This window comes from Nitrospirota bacterium (assembly GCA_035873375.1).
In the GTDB taxonomy this organism is placed as follows: Bacteria; Nitrospirota; Thermodesulfovibrionia; order Thermodesulfovibrionales; family JdFR-85; genus BMS3Bbin07.
Map to the genome: position 1 here is coordinate 50971 of JAYWMQ010000007.1, position 20177 is coordinate 71147.

Consider the following 20177-nt stretch of genomic DNA (forward strand, 5'->3'; position numbering starts at 1 on the left):
AAAATCGGCATCGTTACCGTATAATGATACTATGAACGGGATTAAAGAGTGATGATTTTTAACAGAAAAAAGATAGAGTCAATCCTCAGGGAACGTTTTGTTGACGGCAATATGGTGCTGCTTCTGCACCGGGGTCCCGAGACGTTTGAGACTATTTTCAAGTACCTGGAGAGGGCAACTGATATCATATGCCTTGAGTTCTATATCTACCGCAATGATGAAACCGGGGAGAGGCTTGCTGAAATACTCAGGAGAAAGGCATCAGAGGGTGTTGATGTTTACGTCCTCTATGACCACTTCGGCTCATTCGGCACACCACGTGCCTTCTGGAAAGGACTGGCAGGGGCAGGCATAAAGGTCAAGGCCTCTCATCCCTTTACCTGGAAGGCACCTGGAACCTATCTCAGGCGGGACCATAAAAAACTCATTGTAATAGATGGAGAGGTTGCCTTTACAGGCGGACTCAACATAGCAAACGAATACAGTGGATTCCACCTCCTTCACCATCCCATTAAACTAAAAGACCGGAAACTCCATGCATGGAGAGATACCGGCGTCATCTTGAAAGGTCCGGCTGCAATGGTACTCCTTGATTACTTCAGAAAGGCATGGCGTTTATGGTCTGGAGAAGAGATTACCTTCAGAAAAGATCCCCCATTTTATCCAGACGGCTTCCCCGTAATACCCATATTCGCCTCCTCGGCCCGCGGCCGGAGACGTATGAGAAAACTGCTGTACTGGAGCATAGAGAATTCACAGACAGGCATTAACCTTACAACAGCATATTTCACACCAAGCCTGCGAATGCTGAGCACTCTCAGAAAGGCCGTTGCCAGAGGGGTAAGGGTAAGACTTCTTCTGCCCGGAAGGAGTGATGTCCCGGCGGCACATTATGCCGCCAGGGCCTCGTTTACAAAACTCCTCAGGCATGGGATTGAGATATACACCTATTCAGGAACGATCCTGCACTCAAAAACCTATCTCTTTGACAGTGTATGGTCCATAATCGGATCTGCCAACCTTGATTTTCAGTCCCTGAGGAAAAATGATGAGGGAAATGTGGGAATACTTGACGAAAGGTTCGGTAAGGAAATGCTGAGTATTTTTGAAAAGGACATCGAGATGTCTGAAAGGATAGAGCTGGATGAGTGGCTCAGGCGTCCATTTTGTGAAAAGATTAAAGAAAGGTTTTTTGCCACCTTCAGAAAACGGCTTTAATTTTAAAACTATTTCCAGCACCCCGCTTGCCTCCCAGGACTGTGCATTTTAAAGCCAAGGAAGTTTATAATATAAGTTGTCCTGTATTTGAATCAGTTAATGAACTGTATCTATAACAGGTTAAAAATAAATAACGGAGCAACTAATATTGATTAGTTTTCCCCTCTTGAGAGGGGATTAAGGGGTGTGTTTCTTTTGATACTGAGAACTTCTGTTCTATTGCTGATTCTTTTAGCATTTCCACATGTTTCCATTGCTGAACAGGGCAAGGTTACCCTGCGTTACAGCCTGCAGGATGAGATGGTACGGATAGTTCTGCAGTCAGAAAAAAAAGATATGATCCGGAAAGCAAAAGTGCATTCCTCCTATACACTTGTAAGGGTTGAGTTTCCCGAGGATTTCAAGCTCTCTGCACCCCGGGCAACAGGGAATTTCGAATATACAAGAAGGGGCAAAAACCTCTTTCTCAATATCAGGGGATTGAAATGGATTAAACTCCTCAGACTGAAATCTCCCCCACGGCTCGTAATAGATGCCTACCTGAAGAGCGGTATTGTCAAGGAACTTCCTGACCGGAAGACTCCCCCTGAAATCAAGGACCTGCCACCGGTTCTCCCTGAGAACAAGCCGGAGGAAACAATAGAAAAGCTGATCTCAACAATCGTGCTGGATCCCGGACATGGTGGTTATGACCTCGGAATCTATACCCGGAACTCCAGTGAAAAATCCCTTGTTCTTAAAGTTTCGAAATCTCTCAGGTATAAGCTGCAAAAGAAACGGAAAAAGGTCTTCCTGACAAGGAGAGACGACAGATATAAATCATTAATGGAGCGAATCCTTTATGCACGGAAAAAATCCCCTGACCTCATCCTGTCGCTCCACATGACCTCATCCAACCATGTAGCAATATATACCACTCCCCTGAAGCAGATACATGGTGAAGAACGTTACTTGCTCAGCAACTCTCAGGCTGACCATATTGATGACAGCAGGCTTATTGCAAGAAAAATCGGTTCCACCATCATGCAGGACCTGAACGTCGGCGTCTTCTTCAGGGAACTGGACATTCCGATACTTTCCTATGCCGACTCACCTGCCATCCTGATCGAGTTGCCAGGCGCTGATTTTTTTGATTATAGCAGAAAAAACATTGAACTGCTCGTTAACTCAATAATGGAGGGACTTCTTGCATATGAAAAAGGGTAATCTCCTGATAATACTGCTCGTCCTCGTCTCCCTGGCCGGAATTGGCTTTGGCGTCTTCTATTTCTATTTTTACGAACCCCGGTCAGAACCTGTTCCTGTCAGAGAGGACATTAACGAGAGCATTTTAAAAGACTATACAACCCTGAAGGTCTACTATCCCATGGGTAACAGGCTTGAACTGAGAGAGAAAAAGGTGCCGGGAATTCTTTCACCAATAAAGATGGCGGATATTCTGATAAGGGAGTATCTGAATCTCTCCGGTGAATCCGAGACCGCTATCCTGCCCGAGGGCACCAGGTTGAATAATATCTTTATTAGCAGTGACGGCATTGTCTACCTGGACTTTAACCAGGAATTTACAAGAAATTTTCAGGGTGATGTGCTGGATGAATATATGCTCCTGAAGAGCATTTTCAATACAATGCTGAGTAACCTCGACATAAGAGACGTCATGATACTCATTAACGGTAAGGAGGCAGAAACTATTGGCGGACACTTTATGATAAACCAGCCCCTGAAGAGAATCGTGGCCCAGGAGATAAGAGTTGAAGAATAATCAGTCAGGAAATTGTGAAAGGACTCAAAACAACGGGTCTGCAGAACAGCCTATCGGCATATTTGATTCAGGCATAGGCGGGCTCACAGTCCTGAGGGAAATATTGAACCTGATGCCCCGGGAGAATATGATTTATTTAGGTGACACTGCAAGGGTACCTTACGGCATACGTTCTTCTGAAACGGTGACGAAATACGCCATGGAGAACACGGAATTCCTCCTTGGCAAAAAGATTAAACTCATTGTGGTGGCCTGCAACACGGTCTCAGCCATAAGTCTCGATATGCTAAAAAAAAAGACAGAAGTCCCGGTTATCGGGGTGCTGCTTCCAGGCGCTGAAGCAGCCATAAGGAGCACAAGGAACAAGAGGGTCGGTGTCATAGGGACCGAGACAACTATACAGAGCAGCGCATACCACAGGGCCATTATATCGCTTGACCCTGAAGCAGAAGTCCTCGGAGTTCCGTGTCCACTCTTTGTACCCCTTGTAGAGGAGGGATGGACTGATGAAGAAGTTACCCTCAAGGTAGCAACCAGATATCTTAACGGGCTTAAAGAGAGCAACATAGACACGCTTGTTCTTGGGTGCACTCACTATCCCCTCTTGAAGGGAATTATAAATGAGGTGATGGGAGACGGGATAACACTTATAGATTCCGCTGTTGAGACAGCAAGGGTTGTAGGTGGGATTTTAAAAGGAGAAAGACTATTAAGGAAAAACGATGCCCCGCCTGAAAGGAGATTCTTTGTAACCGATTCTCCTGACAGATTCCGGAAGGTGGGAGAGAGATTTCTCGGACACAGGATAGAATATATTGAAAAGGTGGAGATACCGGTGATTTAAAGAATGGAGACTTGGAGTGCTGGAGGATTGGAGGATCGGAGGCTTGATTAGATCAAAAGGAGGAAGAATGAGGAAGGACGGACGCAGGAAGGACGAACTGAGACCCGTAAAGGTTACAAGACATTTTATCAAACATGCTGAGGGTTCGGTTTTAATTGAGGTTGGACAAACAAGGGTAATATGTACTGCATCCATAGAGGAGAGGGTCCCATCGTTCCTGAGAGATCAGGGCAGGGGATGGTTAACAGCGGAATACGCAATGATTCCAAGGTCAACTTCCACAAGGATTACAAGGGAGGCAGCAACAGGTAAGATTGGTGGCAGGACTCATGAGATTCAAAGGCTCATAGGCAGGAGTCTGCGGGCCGTGGTAGACCTTGAATCCCTTGGTGAAAGGACTGTATGGATTGATTGTGATGTCATCCAGGCCGACGGCGGTACAAGGACGGCCTCAATCACCGGTGCATATATCGCCCTCGTAAATGCCATGCGGTATGCAGTAAGGAACGGTATTATCGAAAAAAATCCGGTAAAGGATTACCTCGCTGCCGTCAGTGTCGGTGTAGTGGATGGGGAGCCGATGCTGGATCTCTGTTATGAAGAGGATTTTAAGGCAGAGGTCGATATGAATATCGTCATGACGGGCAGCGGCAAGTATGTCGAGGTTCAGGGTACTGCCGAGGGTGAACCCTTCGAAAGAGAGACCCTCGACAGGCTCCTCACCCTTGCAGAGACAGGGATTAAAGAGCTTATCGGAATACAGAAAGGTGCACTTGATGAAGATTCTTTTAGCTACTAAAAATCCCGGGAAAATCAGGGAGATGAACCGGATATTCAGCAACATTGGTGTAGAATTTATTGGGCTGGATACATTGGAAGATGTCCCTGAAGTCGTAGAGGATGGCCGGACATATCACGAAAATGCCATGAAAAAGGCAATGACCTTCTATAATCTGGCATCCATGCCGACACTTGCCGAGGATTCCGGGCTTGAGGTGGATGCACTCAACGGAGCGCCGGGCATATTTTCGGCAAGGTTCGCCGGTGAAAAGGCCACTGACAAGGAAAACTATGAGAAACTCCTTACCCTTTTAAAAGAAATGCCTGAGGAGAAGAGAACGACCAGGTTTGTCTCTGTTCTCTGTCTCGTAGTTGATGGAACCCCTTACTTCTTTGAAGGAGAGGTGTGGGGACGCATACTTGAACACCCAAGAGGCGAATCAGGATTTGGCTATGACCCGATATTCGTGCCGGTGGAATACAACATGAGTTTTGCTGAACTCGGAGCCGATATCAAGAACCGGATAAGTCACAGGGCAAGGGCCATGAAAAAACTAAAAGATTTTCTGAAAGAACAATTTGGCAAGCAGTGAAAAAAATCCTCAAACTATTAAAATCGGTGCTCTCATCCATGCGGCCCGGCAAACACTCCTCCCTTATTGCCATGGCAATACTGGTCGGTGTTCTGAGTGGAGGGGCAAACATGCTCTTCCGCTTTACACTGGAATGGACAAGGAACACGATTTTCCATGGCGGCTCAGAGCTTCTCGGCATCAATAAGGGCGGCTTTTACAGGATACTGCTTCCGCTGCTGCCCATAACAGGCGCGCTCCTGCTCATACCGCTATCGTACAAGTTTCCCGGTATGGTAAATGGTTATGGCTTCCCGGCATTTCTTGAAAAGGTAAACATCAAGGACGGCATAATCAAGCTCAAGACCATATTCCTGAAGATTATTGCCCCTGCACTCACAATAGGCTCAGGTGGCTCGGCAGGCGTGGAAGGCCCAATAGCACAGATAGGCGGCGGGCTTGGTTCTCTCACGGGTCAGTTCTTCAAGGTCTCCGGCAACCGCATGAAACTCCTGATTGCTGCCGGGGCTGCCGGAGGAATAGCCGCCACATTCAATGCACCTATTGCCGGAGTTATGTTTGCCACAGAGATTGTGCTGCTTGGAAATTTCGAACTCACCTCTTTTGGGGTGATCGTAATCTCATCCGGAATAGCAACGGTTATATCCAGAATATACTACGGCTCAAACCCGGCATTCATTGTCCCGCAGTATGAACTGGAAGGACTACTCGAAACCCCTCTTTATCTCATTATGGGACTTTTTATAGGCCCTGTGGCCGTACTCTATACAAAGTTCTTCTACAAGGTAAAGGACAGGTTTGAGAGTGCAAACATAAACCCGTATCTGAAACCTGTTGTAGGCGCTCTTATGGTCGGGACAATAGGCATATTCTTACCACAGACAATGGGTGACGGTTATGAATACATTGAAGAGGCCCTCAAGGGGAACATGGTCTTCTCATTAATGTTCCTCCTCATCTTCCTGAAGATACTGGCTACATCCATTACCCTTGGCTCTGGTGGCGCAGGCGGGGTATTTGCACCTGCACTTTTTATTGGTGCCATGACAGGTGGGGCCTTCGGCATAGTTGTCAACTACCTGTTCCCCGGTTACACATCATCCCCCGGTGCCTATGCCATGGTTGGTGTGGGGTCCTTTCTTGCTGCTGTTACACATGCCCCTCTTACGGGAATGTTCCTTTTATTTGAGATGACTGGAAACTACAAGATTATTATCCCCACGATGTTTGCCACAACCATAGGAACCTTTGTTGCACACAGGTTATTCAGCGAATCAATTGATACATTCGAACTCTCAAAACGGGGAATCAATATCCATGCGGGCAGGGAAGTAACCCTTTTAAGCTCTATAAAGGTCAAGGATGTGATGAGGCGGGATTTTACCCCTGTGAGAGACAAGGTAAACCTGAAGGAATTTTTAGAACTTGTAATAAACGGCAGCGGCGGATTCTATTATCCTGTTGTGGATTCAAATGGGGATATGTTGGGAATCATCTCTCTTCAGGATATGAGGAGGGTATTGTTTGAGGATTATATCAAGGAAATAGTCACGGTCGGTGAACTTGCAACAGAAGACGTCCTTGTCCTTACCCCTGAGGATAATCTGACCACAGCCATGAAAAATTTTGCCCTCATGGATATAGAGGAAATACCGGTAGTTGCGCCTGACAACAATAAAAAGGTTGTAGGTATGCTCAGAAGAGGTGATGTCATAGCCATATACAATAGAGAGATACTGAGGAAACACTCAGTTTAACCCTGACAACCGTTTTATCTCTATTTTTTCACTAATGCGCAACGACACTCTAATGTGGCCTGATGTAAAAACCCCCTGAGATATGGTAAAATTGTAGTAACACTTTACGGCTTTGGGGTCCGCTGCTCTTATGCTCTCCGGCCCTGGGTCATGTCATCGATCATGGACGGGTCTTACCTGTCTTAAAACAACGGAGGTTAATTTGAATATTTATAGAAGTATTTTCATATGGTTACTCATAGGTGCGCTTATGATCCTCCTATTTGACCTTATCAGCACACCAAGGAAAACATACAAGGAACTAACCTTTTCAGACTTTATATCCAGTGTGGACTCAGGCCAGGTAGATGAGATATCCATAAAAGAGAATGAGGTAACCGGAACTCTCAAGGATGGAACAAAGTTTAGAACCTATGTGGAAAAGTACCCTGATTTCATCAATGAGCTAAGAAACAAAAATGTAAATATAGTGGTCAAACCACCGGCACAGAATCCATGGTATATAACATTCTTCTTCTCCTGGGGTCCTATAATATTTTTGGCCCTCATCTGGATATTCTTTATGCGGCAGATGCAGATGGGAGGAAACAAGGCCCTGTCTTTTGGAAAGGCCAAGGCCAAACTCGTCTCTGACAAGTCAGGAAAGGTCACGTTTCAGGATATTGCCGGAATAGAAGAGGCAAAGACGGAAGTACAGGAGATTATCGAGTATCTGAAGGACCCCCAGAAAATGACAAGGCTTGGAGGAAAGATTCCCAAGGGGGTATTGCTTGTCGGATCACCAGGCACAGGCAAGACCCTTCTTGCAAAGGCCATTGCAGGAGAGGCAAATGTGCCCTTCTACTCCATATCGGGCTCGGAATTTGTTGAAATGTTCGTGGGGGTCGGCGCTTCAAGGGTCAGGGACCTCTTTGAGCAGGCAAAAAAGACTGCACCCTGTATTATATTCATAGATGAAATAGACGCAGTCGGACGTCATAGAGGCGCAGGTCTTGGCGGTGGACACGATGAGAGAGAGCAGACACTCAATCAGCTCCTTGTAGAGATGGACGGCTTTGAGGGCAAGGAGGGGATTATAGTAGTAGCCGCTACAAACAGGCCCGACGTCCTGGACCCGGCCCTTATGCGGCCTGGAAGGTTTGACCGCCAGGTTGTGGTCTCCACACCGGATGTAAAGGGTAGGCTTGAGATCCTGAAGGTACATGTCAAGAAGATACCTTTGGCTGAAAACGTCGAGCTTGAGGTTATTGCAAGGTCTACTCCGGGATTTACAGGTGCAGACCTTGCCAACCTCGTAAATGAGGCTGCCCTGCTTGCTGCAAGGAGGTCAAAAGATGTGGTTGAAATGGAAGACTTTGACGAGGCCAAGGACAAGGTCCTTATGGGTGTTGAACGGAGGAGCATGATTATCAGTGATGAAGAAAAGAAAAATACTGCTTACCACGAGGCAGGTCATACACTTGTTGCAAAGCTTATACCCGGAACAGACCCTATTCACAAGGTCAGCATAATCCCGAGGGGAAGGGCGCTTGGGATAACACAGCAATTACCCCTTGATGACAGGTATACCTATTCCAGGGAGTATCTCCTGAAGACACTCAGGGTCCTGCTTGGCGGCCGGGCAGCTGAAGAGGTCGCACTGAAACATCTGACTACCGGGGCAGGTAACGACCTGGAGAGGGCAACCGAACTCGTCAGGAAGATGGTATGCGAATGGGGTATGAGCGAAAAACTTGGCCCCCTCACCTTTGGAAAAAAAGAAGAGCACATCTTCCTCGGTAAAGAGATATCCAAGAGCAAAGATTACAGCGAAAAGACCGCTGAAGAGATTGATGAGGAGATAAAGAGCATTGTCAAGGAGGCGTACCGCAATGCCAAGAATCTCCTTACGGAAAACTCGGATCTTCTTGAGGCCCTTGCCAAGTTACTCCTTGAAAAAGAGACCCTTGATTCCAAGGAAATAGATGCCCTCATAGAAGAGGTGAAACGGGAGAGGACAGTAGAGGCTTGAGGTTATCCTTCCGCAACTTCTCCCTTGATTTCTCCCAAAAGACTTATGTGATGGGAATACTGAACGTCACTCCCGATTCCTTCTCTGATGGCGGTCAGTTCCTGGATGGAAGCAGCGCCATAGAGAGGGCGCTCCGTATGGAGGCTGAAGGGGCGGATATAATCGATATCGGCGGCGAATCCACAAGACCTGGTTCCGAGCCGGTATCTCTTGAGCAAGAATTACGAAGAACAGTACCTGTTATTGAAGCGATAGCAGGAAGACTCAGGATACCCGTATCAATTGACACATACAAGTCGGAGGTTGCAAGGAGGGCTATTGAGGCCGGGGCTGCCATGGTTAATGATATAAGCGGCCTGAGGTTTGACCCTGAAATGGCCCCTACCCTTTCACAATATGATGTTGCCCTTGTGCTGATGCACATAAAGGGGACTCCGCGGAACATGCAGAAAAACCCGGTATATACTGACCTCTTTCCCGAGATTACGGATTACCTGAAAGAGGGCATCAATATAGCCACAGAGTGTGGCATTGCAAAAGAGAGGATTGTCATAGACCCGGGCATAGGCTTCGGCAAGACCCTTGAACATAACCTGCAGATTATAAATAACCTCGACAGACTATCGCCCCTTTGCCGGCCTGTCCTTATTGGGGCATCGAGGAAATCATTTATCGGCAGGATTCTCAACAATGCACCGGCTTCAGAACGGCTGGAAGGCACTGCGTCGGCTGTTGCCATATCAGTAATGAAGGGAGCCAATATAGTGAGGGTTCACGATGTTAGAGAGATGGCACGTGTAGTAAAGGTTGCTGATGCCATCAGGAGAGAGGAAATTTGACAATAAGGAGATTCCATGCTTTTACCTGTTGAATGGTTAAAGGATTTTATTGAAATCAAAGAGGGCATCAAAGAGATCTCTGATATGCTTACAATGATAGGACTTGAAGTCGAGGGAGAAGAGACATCAGACGGCACTGCCATATTTGAGGTCAATATAACACCCAACAGACCTGATTGTCTGAGTGTTATCGGCATTGCCAGAGAACTGAGGGCGGCAACCGGAAGGACACTGAAATTTCCGGACTATCATGTAGAGGATGAACTCGAAGAAGATTTTCAGGTTACCATTGATTCTCCTTTCTGCAACCGCTACACAGGAAGGATAATAAGGGGCATCAGGACAGGGGAGTCTCCTGACTGGATAAAGAAGAGGCTTGAGCTCTCAGGCATACGCCCTGTAAATAATATAGTGGATATTACAAATTACGTCCTCATGGAACTCGGCCATCCCCTGCATGCCTTTGATCTTGACAAACTCCGTGGAAAGACCATCAGGGTCAATAACGCAGGAAAAACACTTCAGTTCAAAACTCTCGACAATACTGAAAGGACCATACATCGGGAAGGACTGCTGATCTGGGATGCTGAAAGGCCGGTTGCCATAGCAGGTATTATGGGTGGGCTGGAGACAGAGGTGTCTGAGGAGACCACAAATATTTTTCTTGAAAGTGCATACTTTAAACCTGAATCCATCAGACGGACATCAAGGCTGCTTGGATTAAAGACAGAGGCATCATACAGATTCGAAAGGGGTACTGACGTTGAAGGGCTCTCTGTTGCCCTGGACAGGGCTGCCTACCTTATAAAAAACCTTTGTGAAGGCGTTGTATCGAAAAAGATCGATATCTATCCGGCAAAACTGAAAAAGACGGAAATAAGGCTTCGATACAGGAGGATATCCCGGGTTTTAGGGATTAACATTCTCAAAAGGGATGTCCTGAATATCCTTGAGCTGCTCGGCTTCTCCATTAGTTCCACAAGTGAGAGCGACGTCCTGCTGACCGTTCCATCTTACCGGGTCGATATTAAGGATGAAACAGACCTCATAGAGGAAGTTGGAAGGCATTATGGGTATGAAAAGATACCGGAACAAATACCTCTGGCACCGATTGGACAGGTTTCTCCTGATTCCCTGGTTAAGCGGACTGAACAAAAAAGCAGACTAAACAAAATAAAAACAATCGTAAGGACATCAGGATTTAATGAGGCAATCAATTTCAGCTTTATGAACCCCCGATTGCTTGATATATTAAATATCTCCGGGACCGATGAGAGAAGAAAGACCGTGACCCTGATAAACCCCCTCAGGAAAGAAAACCCTTCCATGAGGACATTTCTTCTGCCTTCCCTTGTTGAAAATCTCATCCACAACCTGAATCAGGGAATCCGTGATATAAAGCTCTTTGAGGTCTCAAGGGTCTTCATAAACAAGGGAGAAAAACTGCCCTGTGAAAAACCCGTCCTTGGAGCAATCTATCTTTACCAGCACGGTCAGAAACTCTGGGAGGATAGAGTTGAAGTCTACTATATACTAAAGGGCATTATCGAGAAGGCCTTCCAGTCAAATCTGATCAGTTCCTGCACCTTTTCCGTAACAACAGAACCTTTTCTGCATCCAGGCAAGTCAGCGGATATTTATGCAGGAGCCAAAAGGGCCGGTTATGTGGGCTGCCTCTCACCCGAGATAAAAAATGCTCTTGACATCAAACATATAAAATCTGAAATAGGGGTATTTGAACTGGACCTCGTGAGTCTTGTTGAACACACCGGAAGAGAGATTACATACACTGCCCTACCCCGTTTTCCTTATATACAGCGGGACATATCACTCCTTGTCGACAGCACAATAGCCTCAGAAGAGATACTTGAACTTGTCAGGTCGTTCCCCTCTGAACTGATAGAGGACTCATGGCTCTTTGACCTCTACCAAGGGAAAAATATTCCAGCAGGGAAGAGGTCTCTCGGCTTTACCATCCAATACAGGGCAAAGGATAGAACTCTTACTGATGATGAAGTTGACCGCCTCCATCAGGAGATAATCACTTATATCATAAAAAAGACAGGGGGTCAGCTCAGGAGTTTATAGGGAGACGTCCCCTTTGTTTACCGATTACCGCACACTCCTTACTTTATAGCCTGCATCCTGCACTGCCTTCTCTATGATATCCCTGTCCGTCTTCGACTCATCATAAACAACTCTTGCAGAACCGGTGGAAACATCCGAAGAGCTTACACCATCAATCCCGTCAATCGCCTTCTTCACCCTCATAACACAGTGTTGACAAGTCATGCCTTCAATCTCCAATGTTATCTCAGCCATACCTCAACCTCCTATTTTTGTAATAGCTCATCCCCTTTTGCCAAAGGGGGGAACTTTTTTATTTCTCTTCTCAAGGCTTGCCAGATAATCCTTTAAAACCCTGGCCTGAGACTTGTCCATATTGATAAACTTAAATCCGTACAAGTAACCTTTATCTTCCCTGGAAAGCCACGCAACTGCTACAGTTACAAAAAAGCTGATTTCCTTTTCTTCTTCCTGCAAATAGATAACCACTTCCAGCTTCTCTCTCAAGAGAATTAAATCTTTCAGGCTGGCTGAAAAGCCACAGGTGCCGATATTTATTACTGTACCGAAAAAAGTCTCTTCCCCATTGATGCGGGAGCATGAAAAAGGCAGTTTTACACTGTATCTGTTTGTCCTCTTTATAGCCCTTAAGGCTTCCTTAAGTTTAATTAAAACTATCAAAACCTTCCACATCTTTCTGCCTGTCCGTCTCCTCTTTCTTATAAACCTCAACCGGAGTATCAGGAGCTTTCTGATAAAGAATGATGTGGCAAAATATAAACCAAAATAAGCTGAGAATATTAGGAACAAGCGGTAGTCGGGTATATCCAGTGTTACCCCGATAATACCGATAGCAGCGAACATGCAAGATACCAAAAGGATGATCCTGACGGTAGTCCTTTTCCTGTAGCCGTATTTCATGGTAATATGGTGCAGATGGTACTTATCAGCCTTGAAAGGGCTCCTGCCTCTCAACAACCGCTTTATCATAACAGTTATAGTATCTACAATAGGCACAGCAAGAACTAACATAGGGACGACAGGTGAGACAAGGCTGTTTTCCTTCTGACTTATTGATATCGAAAGAAAAACCAGGGAAAATCCAAGAGCAAGACTTCCTGCATCCCCCATAAATAACTTTGACGGGGGCCAGTTATATTTGAGAAAACCAAGCACAGCCCCGGTTAGGGCAACGCTCAATAAGACCAGCTCCGTCTGTCTATTTATGTATGCAAGTACGGCAAATGCAATAAATGCTATAAGAGAAATGCCCCCGGCAAGGCCATCCAGTCCATCAATCATGTTGATTGCATTAATAACACCCACGGTGAAAAAGATCGTTAAGGGAACAGCTAAAATGCCATTAACCTCTATAGGACCTATTGCAAAAATGTCTCCTAATGTCAGGACAATATTATTGCTGAAATATATCATAAAAATTGATGCTACTATCTGTGCTACAAATTTCCATCGGTGATTCAGTTCTCTGAAATCATCCAGAAAACCGACAATTGCAAGCATGGCTATCCCGGCATAAAATCCTCTAAGGTTTGAGAAAGGAACAAACAAAAGACAGGTAACGGAAAGGGCCATCATCATTCCCAGACCACCAACCAGAGGCCTTGGATTGCTATGCATCTTCCTCTGTCCCGGAAAATCGAGCAGACCAATTTTTAAGGCAATATTAGACAGTCTGGGCAGTATAAGGACGGTTATTATCAGTGAAGTAAAAAAAGCAAGGAATAATGTTAGAGAATATGCCATTATCGGTTTAGTGGTTGTTTTTCTCCTAATAAGGTTTAGCTTGCAGTTGCATAAAAAAACTGCACACAACAGGCAAGCAGAACTACTTGTATTCCAGCAACATTAAGGTCTATCTGTACCAGGGGAGAATTCTTCAGGTCTTAAATTCTTTATTAAAGCAACAGCCATTATTTGATGGGGAATTATTAGTTCACCCCGAGGTTTTCTAATTATCAACGTATCATTATCATTTATAATAGCAGAATTTAACTTTATAATGGTAGGCTACCCGGAAGACTGACAAAAACATAAAGGGGCCTGGACTTTTGCGAGGGAATCCTCAGGTCCTGCTTATAAAGAAATTTCCCATCACCAGCACATCCATTTTTGTCTTCAAAAAGCAATCCAGTGCCTCTTCAGGCTGGCGGACGATTGGCTCATTCTCATTAAACGATGCATTAAGAACCACAGGCACATCTGTGATTTTTCTAAATTCCTCGATTAGTTGCCAATACAGGGGGTTATCTTCCTGCTTCACTGTCTGGAGCCTGCCGGAGCCATCCACATGAGTAACAGCAGGAATGATATCCCTCTTTTCCGGTCTGATCTTATAAACCTTGAGCATAAATGGATCCGGATAATCTGTTTCAAAGTATTCACCTGTTGTCTCAAGTTGAATTGAGGGCGCAAAAGCCCTGAAAGACTCCCGACTCCTGATCTTTGAGTTCAGGATATCTTTCATGTCGTGCCTGCGGGGGTCACAGACTATACTCCTGTTTCCGAGAGCCCGTGGTCCCCACTCCATTCTTCCCTGAAACCAGCCTACAACATTACCATCCGCTATAGCTCCGGCTGTATCCCGGCAAAGATCAATTGTTTCTTCCATCTTTCTTATATGACAATTTCCCTTCTCTATTTCAGATGCATGGCTGTCAAGAACCTGTTTTATTTTATAGTCACTATATCCCGGTCCAAGGTAAGGCTTATCAAGCACAAATGATCGGGGCATACCCAGGAGCTGATTCCAGACATAAAAAGCCGCTCCAATGGCTCCGCCTGCATCTCCTGCAGCCGGCTGTATATAGACTTCCCTGAAAGGAGTACTATCAAATATCTTGCCGTTTGCCATACTGTTCATCGCACAGCCACCGGATAGAACCAGGTTAGGACACCTGGTTTCTTTATAGACCATGTTCAGGATGTGAAAAAAGACCTCCTCATATCTCTTCTGAAGAGAGGCAGCAATGTTCTTGTGCCTTTCGTTAATCTCTGCTCCTCTCTTCCGTGCCGGCCCTAACAAGTCTTCAAGTTTCCTGGAAAAAACAGCTCCCATGCTTGGTTCCTTGTCATCCCAGGTCATGGCAACACCTTGAGAATGGTGTGTAAAGAAGTCCAGATTAAGATTGAAACCACCATTTTTATCAACTTTGAGAATCTCTCTCATTTCTTTCATGAATTCAGGGTCACCATGTGCAGCCAACCCCATAACCTTATGCTCGTCACCATATCTGAAAAATCCTAAATACTGAGTGACGGACAGATAAAAAAGCCCCAGCGAATGCGGAAAAAACACCCTGTCTCCAACCTCCAGCATATTATCCACACCTTTCCCCCACATCGTCCCCACAAAATCACCAAAGCAATCCACTGAAACGAGTGCGGCCTCCCTAAATGGGGAAACAAAAAAAGAACTCGACAAATGGGCCACATGATGTTCCACATTATGAACCTCAGCCTTTATCTTTTGACACATAAAACTCAACTCACGGTTCAAGACTTCACCAATGTCTCTGATTCTATTAGCATTTTTAAGACGGTAAGCAACCGATTTCAGAGAAGGCCGTTTCGAAAAGGCAAATAACGCTTTCTTTAAAAGATTAGCATTGGGTTTCCTGTTAACGGCTATATGATCTATATCCTTAAACTCGATTCCAGCCTCATTAAGGCAGTATATTATCGCCTCAGACGGAAAGCCTGCCCAGTGTTTTATCCTTGTAAACCGTTCCTCCTCAGCAGCGGCAATTAACTCTCCATCCGCCACAATACAGGCCGAGGAATCGCCATAATAGGCATTTAAACCAAGAATAATCATTTAGCCTCCGTATTCCCAAAAAATCGATATCTTCATACTTGTCACACCCTGGGAGCAACCAACTTTTCACCAACTCCCCAATTTTTAAACCTCACAATCCTTCTGTAGAGATAAAGATAACTAACTGAAAAGAGAAAGAATATGAAGAGTAACACAGGGGTGTTTGAATGAAATGGAAAGGCCATAACATTAAATATTGCAACCAACACCCAGATATAGACGGAGGTCTTCGGGTTACTCCTTGCTATTCGCCTGTAAATAAGCATATGAAAGTGCACTCCGTCGGGCTTGAATGCTGAAAGGCCCCGCTTGAATTTCTTCCTGTAAACCGAGAAAAAAAGCTCAAATATCGGATAGGCAAGTATAACCAGGGGAAACCAGGGCGATATACCGGGATTCCTCTTTACAAGGAGTATGGATATCTCGGCAAGTATAAAGCCGATAAAATAGGCACCGCCGTCTCCAAGAAATATTCTGCCCCTGGGGAAATTCCATACAAAAAAACCTGCTATTGCAACAATAAGTACAGTGCATACTCCCAACATCAATTGATCTCCGTAAAGATAAGATGCCGCAGCAAACGATAACAGGATAATAATCGATACCCCGGAGGCAAGGCCGTTAAACCCGTCTATTATATTAATGGCATTGGATAACCCTGCAACGGCAATTATGGTAAAAGGAATTGCCATCCATAACGGCATTCTCAGCAGCCCTAAATCATAAACTATACTATCCATCAGAACCATAGCCAGTACGGCACCCACCATTATTATTGAGAGCCTCAACCTCGGACTGATGTTTGACGTTACATCCTCATAAAACCCAATTACAAATGCAGGCAGTGCTGACAGAGCAAGATACTCCCCTTCTTTCCCAAACATACTCAACCCGACTATTACAGCAATAACTATTCCCAGCCCTCCAGCCCTCGGGGTTGGCACATCATGGAATCTCTGAGGCTTATCAGTATCTGCATGGTCAATACAGAATGACCGGATGTGGAAATTCCTTATTACTATAAACTGGATTACAAAGGATGCAAAAAATGGCAAGGTAGTTAGCAGTAGGATATGGTTCATAACTTTCTATTTTATAGGGAATGCCCTTATTTGTCCTGTATTTGCTGTAATCCCGGACACACCACCATTTGGTATATCCAATGCCCTGCATGAGAATATCAATACGGGAAGACCTTTGTCTACACCTAATCGTAAAAAATTGGTTCGATTTTGTAAAAAAATGACCTGAGCTATCCAGGCTCAATCTTCATTTCATAATTAGTCATTCTGGTTCAAGGCATAAGGGGGGTTAATCGTGGAATAACTTCTTTGACAGATTCTGATAATCTCCCCCAAGTACCCGAATACCCTACCTCGGCAATTTAAGTTATCTCAATTCAGCAACATAAGTCAAGTGTCAGAGATGCCTATGTCAAAGAGATGCTTAGGGCTGATTAGAACCTGGGGCTATCTTCTTGATTTCAGGGACTACATCATCAACTGAATTGCTCATAACGATATCGCCACATCCTGAAATGTATTTGCCAGGCTCATTCATATGAAGGAACACTTTGAGGATGAGATAGCAATCCCTGCATATCTTCATCCATCACCCATAAAACTCTCTTATTTTCTGCACAACATATAAGACCTGATCATCCCCCAGTTCCGGATACAATGGAAGCAGCAATGCCTTCTTAAAAAACTCTTCAGTCCGCGGAAGACTAAAATTACCCAGACCAAGGGCCTTGAATTGATGAACTGCCTTTCCACCCCACTGGACTACCACCTCGACACCGTTTTCCCTGAGATATGACATCAATTCGTCCCTTGTTTCAGCCTCGATTTCATAGTTCTGAAAGACGTCATAATGCTCGTCATCCTCTACCGGCGGAGGGGGCAGCCTTAATTCCTTAAGACCGGAAAGCCCTTCATGATAACTCGCAGCAAGCTCCCGGCGTCTCTTTATCCTGTCGCCCAATCCAGGCAGTTTGAAATCAAGAATGGCTGCATGGAGGTTATCCATACGGCAGTTAAGTCCCCAGAAGTTTATATCCGTCCCCTTTCCCCTCCCGTGATTCCTGAGCATTCTTATCTTTCCGGCAAATGCCTCGTCATCGGTAACAACTGCACCGGCATCTCCAAATGTTCCCAAAAGCTTAGCAGGATAAAAACTGAAACACCCGGTCAGTCCGAAAGTCCCTGCCCCCCTACCCTTATAAGTGGCACCAAGGGCCTGGGCAGCGTCTTCAATAACTGCAAGGTTATATCTTTCGGCAAGGGCTACCAGTTTATCCATCTTGCTGCAGATCCTGCCATTGAGATGAACAGGGATTATGGCCTTTGTTTTTGGTGTAATGGCAGACTCTACGAGGTCCACATCCATATTATGGTCATCGGCAATATCCACAAAAACGGTTTTTGCTCCCAGGAATTTAATAACTTCAATTGTTGCCACAAAAGTATGGGAGACGGATATAACCTCATCACCGGGCCCTACACCGGCAGCATAAAGGGACAGGAGCATGGCATCCGTACAGCAACTGACTCCGACTGCAAAATTACTCCCAATGAATTCCGCAAAGTTCTCTTCAAACCTTGAAAGGTCCTCACCAAGAATGAATGCCCCCCGGGAAAGCACACCTCTTATTATTTCAATATACTCTGCCTCGTGGGCATTAAACTGCAGTGGATAATCAAAAAATTTCACCTTCCACTGCATTGTCATACCCCCTTTATTAAATCTGAAATTTTTTCATAAATCTTTTGCGGAGTGAGTCCGTGATGTTCTTTGAGAAAATCCGCCTTACCAACCAGATGCCGGGCCAAACCTTCTCTGATGCCAAATCTTTTAAAGACCCCGCTGTATCCACTCTCTGCAAGCACTTCGGAGACTGCTGAGCCAAGTCCTCCACTGATATTGTGTTCCTCGATGGAGAAGATGGCATGATGTGTTGATGCAATCTGAAGGATAGTCTCTGTATCCAGGGGCTTAAGTGTATGAACATTAACCATTGAAGCGCTGATTCCTCCTTCGGTCAGCATATCAACAACCTGCACTCCTGTATGGACCATATCACCTGTTGCAAATACAGCAACATCCCTTCCCTCTCTCAATATCATTGCCTGGCCGATCTTCAGGTCAGGAGTTTTATCATGGATTACGGGCCCGCCCGTGCTTCCCAACCTGATATACATTGGACTGTCATACTCCAGAGAAATCTCTGCAATGGCTTTGGCCTCAAGAGGGTCGGCAGGGACGACTACCGTCATATTCGGCAGGGAAGTCATCAAAGAGAGGTCTTCCAGGCCAAAATGTGTAAACCCTTCAAAACCATAGGTGAATCCCCCACCTACACCAACGAGTTTTACATTTAAATTATGATAAGCAATGTCAACCCTTATCTGTTCAAATGCCCTCATTACCAGAAACGGAATAATCGAATAGCAATAAACATTCTTGCCGCATAAAGAGAGCCCGGCAGCTATACCAACCATGTTGGCCTCAGCAACTCCTGCATTATAAAACCTGTCAGGGCATCCTGCCTTAAAATCATCAAAAAGTTTAAACCCCAGGTCAGCGGTAAGAACTAAAAGATCCTTCTCCTTTTGAGACAATTCCTCAAGTGTCTTCACAAATGTCTTTTTCACTGAAGCAATTCCTTCAAGGCTCCTTCATACTCCTCATCATCCGGCGAACGATAATGCCAAAGCACCTGGTTTTCCATAAATGATACACCCTTCCCCTTCACTGTATTCAGGATCAGGACATTTGGTTTTTCAGATGACAGAGAGCTCAGGGCATTGAAAATCTGCCTGAAATCGTGCCCGTCTATTTCCTGTACGTGCCATCCAAACGCCCTCCATTTTTCTCCAAGGGGTTCCAGTCCCAGTATATCCTCTGTGCCTCCCAGGGCCTGCATCCTGTTATAATCCACAAGGGCCGTCAGATTATCAAGCTTATGGTGCCCGGCAAACATAACGGCCTCCCAGACCGAGCCTTCATTTAATTCACCATCACTCAGCAACACATGGACTCTATATTGTTTACTGTCAACCCTGCCTGCAAGGGCCATCCCTGCTGCAACAGAAAGCCCATGTCCCAGGGAACCGGTAGAGACCTCTATCCCCCGGCTTAAATCCCGCGCCGGGTGTTGCTCCAAAGTCCCACCGTTGACGGCAAATCCTTTCAGGTCTTCCCTGCTCATGAAACCCCGTTCAGACAGGACAGCATACAGGGCTGGACAGGCATGACCCTTACTCAGAATGAATCTGTCCCTGTCAGGGTCAACCGTGGTCTCAGGCGAAGCATTTAGAGACTTAAAGTAGAGGGCTACAAGGATTTCGACAATCGAAAAACAAGGGCCGATATGAGGACTCCCGGTTTTATGGATCATATTCAGTACAGAGAGCCGGACATTCCTGGAGATTTCTTCATACTTCAAAAAGTCATCCTCAATTTCCATGCA

The 20177-nt window shown here is 45.5% G+C and carries 17 protein-coding genes; 10 read left to right on the plus strand and 7 right to left on the minus strand.

Annotated elements, in window-relative coordinates; translation table 11 throughout:
- Nucleotides 1-51 precede the first annotated feature (51 nt).
- The 10 genes from VST71_02420 (at nucleotide 52) to pheT (ending at nucleotide 11892) form a co-directional block, all read left to right on the plus strand.
- A complete protein-coding gene (locus VST71_02420; GenBank protein MEC4684574.1) occupies nucleotides 52-1218 on the plus strand; it encodes a phospholipase D-like domain-containing protein in 1167 nt (388 codons plus the stop codon).
- Nucleotides 1219-1518: 300 nt separating this feature from the next.
- A complete protein-coding gene (locus tag VST71_02425; GenBank protein MEC4684575.1) occupies nucleotides 1519-2424 on the plus strand; it encodes an N-acetylmuramoyl-L-alanine amidase in 906 nt (301 codons plus the stop codon).
- Nucleotides 2411-2980 carry a GerMN domain-containing protein gene (locus VST71_02430; protein ID MEC4684576.1) on the plus strand — a complete coding sequence of 190 codons (570 nt, stop codon included), beginning with the start codon at nucleotides 2411-2413 and terminating at the stop codon, nucleotides 2978-2980. Before VST71_02425 ends, VST71_02430 begins: the two co-directional genes overlap by 14 nt.
- Nucleotides 2970-3824, plus strand: a complete 855-nt coding sequence (gene murI / locus VST71_02435) for a glutamate racemase (GenBank protein MEC4684577.1) — start codon at nucleotides 2970-2972, stop codon at nucleotides 3822-3824. Before VST71_02430 ends, murI begins: the two co-directional genes overlap by 11 nt.
- Before the next feature lie 67 nt (nucleotides 3825-3891).
- Nucleotides 3892-4623 carry a ribonuclease PH gene (rph, locus tag VST71_02440; GenBank protein ID MEC4684578.1) on the plus strand — a complete coding sequence of 244 codons (732 nt, stop codon included), beginning with the start codon at nucleotides 3892-3894 and terminating at the stop codon, nucleotides 4621-4623.
- Nucleotides 4601-5197, plus strand: coding sequence for an RdgB/HAM1 family non-canonical purine NTP pyrophosphatase (rdgB, locus tag VST71_02445; protein ID MEC4684579.1), 597 nt, complete (start codon nucleotides 4601-4603; stop codon nucleotides 5195-5197). The genes rph and rdgB overlap by 23 nt, the downstream gene beginning before the upstream one ends.
- Before the next feature lie 38 nt (nucleotides 5198-5235).
- On the plus strand, nucleotides 5236-6954 hold the full coding sequence (locus tag VST71_02450) for a chloride channel protein (protein ID MEC4684580.1): 1719 nt from the start codon (nucleotides 5236-5238) through the stop codon (nucleotides 6952-6954).
- A 202-nt stretch (nucleotides 6955-7156) separates the two neighbouring features.
- Nucleotides 7157-8965 carry an ATP-dependent zinc metalloprotease FtsH gene (gene ftsH, locus VST71_02455; protein ID MEC4684581.1) on the plus strand — a complete coding sequence of 603 codons (1809 nt, stop codon included), beginning with the start codon at nucleotides 7157-7159 and terminating at the stop codon, nucleotides 8963-8965.
- Nucleotides 8962-9804 (plus strand): dihydropteroate synthase, encoded by an 843-nt coding sequence (gene folP / locus VST71_02460; protein ID MEC4684582.1) that lies wholly within the window; start codon nucleotides 8962-8964, stop codon nucleotides 9802-9804. The genes ftsH and folP overlap by 4 nt, the downstream gene beginning before the upstream one ends.
- 15 nt (nucleotides 9805-9819) lie before the next feature.
- Entirely contained in the window at nucleotides 9820-11892 is a 2073-nt protein-coding gene (gene pheT, locus VST71_02465) for a phenylalanine--tRNA ligase subunit beta (GenBank protein MEC4684583.1), read from the plus strand.
- Nucleotides 11893-11916: 24 nt separating this feature from the next.
- On the opposite strand, the gene VST71_02470 is transcribed toward pheT, so the two are convergent.
- The 7 genes from VST71_02470 to VST71_02500 all read right to left on the minus strand — a co-directional run bounded on the left by VST71_02470 (nucleotide 11917) and on the right by VST71_02500 (nucleotide 20174).
- On the minus strand, nucleotides 11917-12126 hold the full coding sequence (locus tag VST71_02470) for a heavy-metal-associated domain-containing protein (protein MEC4684584.1): 210 nt from the start codon (nucleotides 12124-12126) through the stop codon (nucleotides 11917-11919).
- 27 nt (nucleotides 12127-12153) lie between these two features.
- The gene (locus tag VST71_02475) at nucleotides 12154-13509 is read right to left on the minus strand and encodes a PilZ domain-containing protein (GenBank protein MEC4684585.1); all 1356 of its coding nucleotides are present in this window, start codon (nucleotides 13507-13509) and stop codon (nucleotides 12154-12156) included.
- Between the two features lie 445 nt (nucleotides 13510-13954).
- Nucleotides 13955-15706: a carbamoyltransferase C-terminal domain-containing protein gene (locus VST71_02480; protein MEC4684586.1), complete on the minus strand. Its 1752-nt coding sequence runs from the start codon at nucleotides 15704-15706 to the stop codon at nucleotides 13955-13957.
- A gap of 41 nt (nucleotides 15707-15747) precedes the next feature.
- Nucleotides 15748-16788 carry a glycosyltransferase gene (locus tag VST71_02485; GenBank protein MEC4684587.1) on the minus strand — a complete coding sequence of 347 codons (1041 nt, stop codon included), beginning with the start codon at nucleotides 16786-16788 and terminating at the stop codon, nucleotides 15748-15750.
- A gap of 529 nt (nucleotides 16789-17317) precedes the next feature.
- Nucleotides 17318-18430, minus strand: coding sequence for a DegT/DnrJ/EryC1/StrS family aminotransferase (locus VST71_02490; protein MEC4684588.1), 1113 nt, complete (start codon nucleotides 18428-18430; stop codon nucleotides 17318-17320).
- Between the two features lie 2 nt (nucleotides 18431-18432).
- Nucleotides 18433-19359, minus strand: coding sequence for a transketolase C-terminal domain-containing protein (locus VST71_02495; protein ID MEC4684589.1), 927 nt, complete (start codon nucleotides 19357-19359; stop codon nucleotides 18433-18435).
- Complete coding sequence (locus VST71_02500) at nucleotides 19356-20174, minus strand: transketolase (GenBank protein ID MEC4684590.1); 819 nt, start codon at nucleotides 20172-20174, stop codon at nucleotides 19356-19358. Before VST71_02500 ends, VST71_02495 begins: the two co-directional genes overlap by 4 nt.
- Nucleotides 20175-20177 lie beyond the last annotated feature (3 nt).

What these genes read in the sequence shown, in the direction of transcription:
- VST71_02470 (MEC4684584.1), bottom strand. Translation starts at nt 12,126, where the DNA reads ATGGCTGAGATAACATTGGAGATTGAAGGCATGACTTGTCAACACTGT.
- VST71_02450 (MEC4684580.1), top strand. Translation starts at nt 5,236, where the DNA reads ATGCGGCCCGGCAAACACTCCTCCCTTATTGCCATGGCAATACTGGTC.
- VST71_02420 (MEC4684574.1), top strand. Translation starts at nt 52, where the DNA reads ATGATTTTTAACAGAAAAAAGATAGAGTCAATCCTCAGGGAACGTTTT.
- pheT (MEC4684583.1), top strand. Translation starts at nt 9,820, where the DNA reads ATGCTTTTACCTGTTGAATGGTTAAAGGATTTTATTGAAATCAAAGAG.
- rph (MEC4684578.1), top strand. Translation starts at nt 3,892, where the DNA reads ATGAGGAAGGACGGACGCAGGAAGGACGAACTGAGACCCGTAAAGGTT.
- VST71_02485 (MEC4684587.1), bottom strand. Translation starts at nt 16,788, where the DNA reads ATGAACCATATCCTACTGCTAACTACCTTGCCATTTTTTGCATCCTTT.
- VST71_02480 (MEC4684586.1), bottom strand. Translation starts at nt 15,706, where the DNA reads ATGATTATTCTTGGTTTAAATGCCTATTATGGCGATTCCTCGGCCTGT.
- VST71_02425 (MEC4684575.1), top strand. Translation starts at nt 1,519, where the DNA reads ATGGTACGGATAGTTCTGCAGTCAGAAAAAAAAGATATGATCCGGAAA.
- rdgB (MEC4684579.1), top strand. Translation starts at nt 4,601, where the DNA reads ATGAAGATTCTTTTAGCTACTAAAAATCCCGGGAAAATCAGGGAGATG.
- VST71_02490 (MEC4684588.1), bottom strand. Translation starts at nt 18,430, where the DNA reads ATGCAGTGGAAGGTGAAATTTTTTGATTATCCACTGCAGTTTAATGCC.
- VST71_02500 (MEC4684590.1), bottom strand. Translation starts at nt 20,174, where the DNA reads ATGGAAATTGAGGATGACTTTTTGAAGTATGAAGAAATCTCCAGGAAT.
- VST71_02475 (MEC4684585.1), bottom strand. Translation starts at nt 13,509, where the DNA reads ATGCATAGCAATCCAAGGCCTCTGGTTGGTGGTCTGGGAATGATGATG.
- VST71_02430 (MEC4684576.1), top strand. Translation starts at nt 2,411, where the DNA reads ATGAAAAAGGGTAATCTCCTGATAATACTGCTCGTCCTCGTCTCCCTG.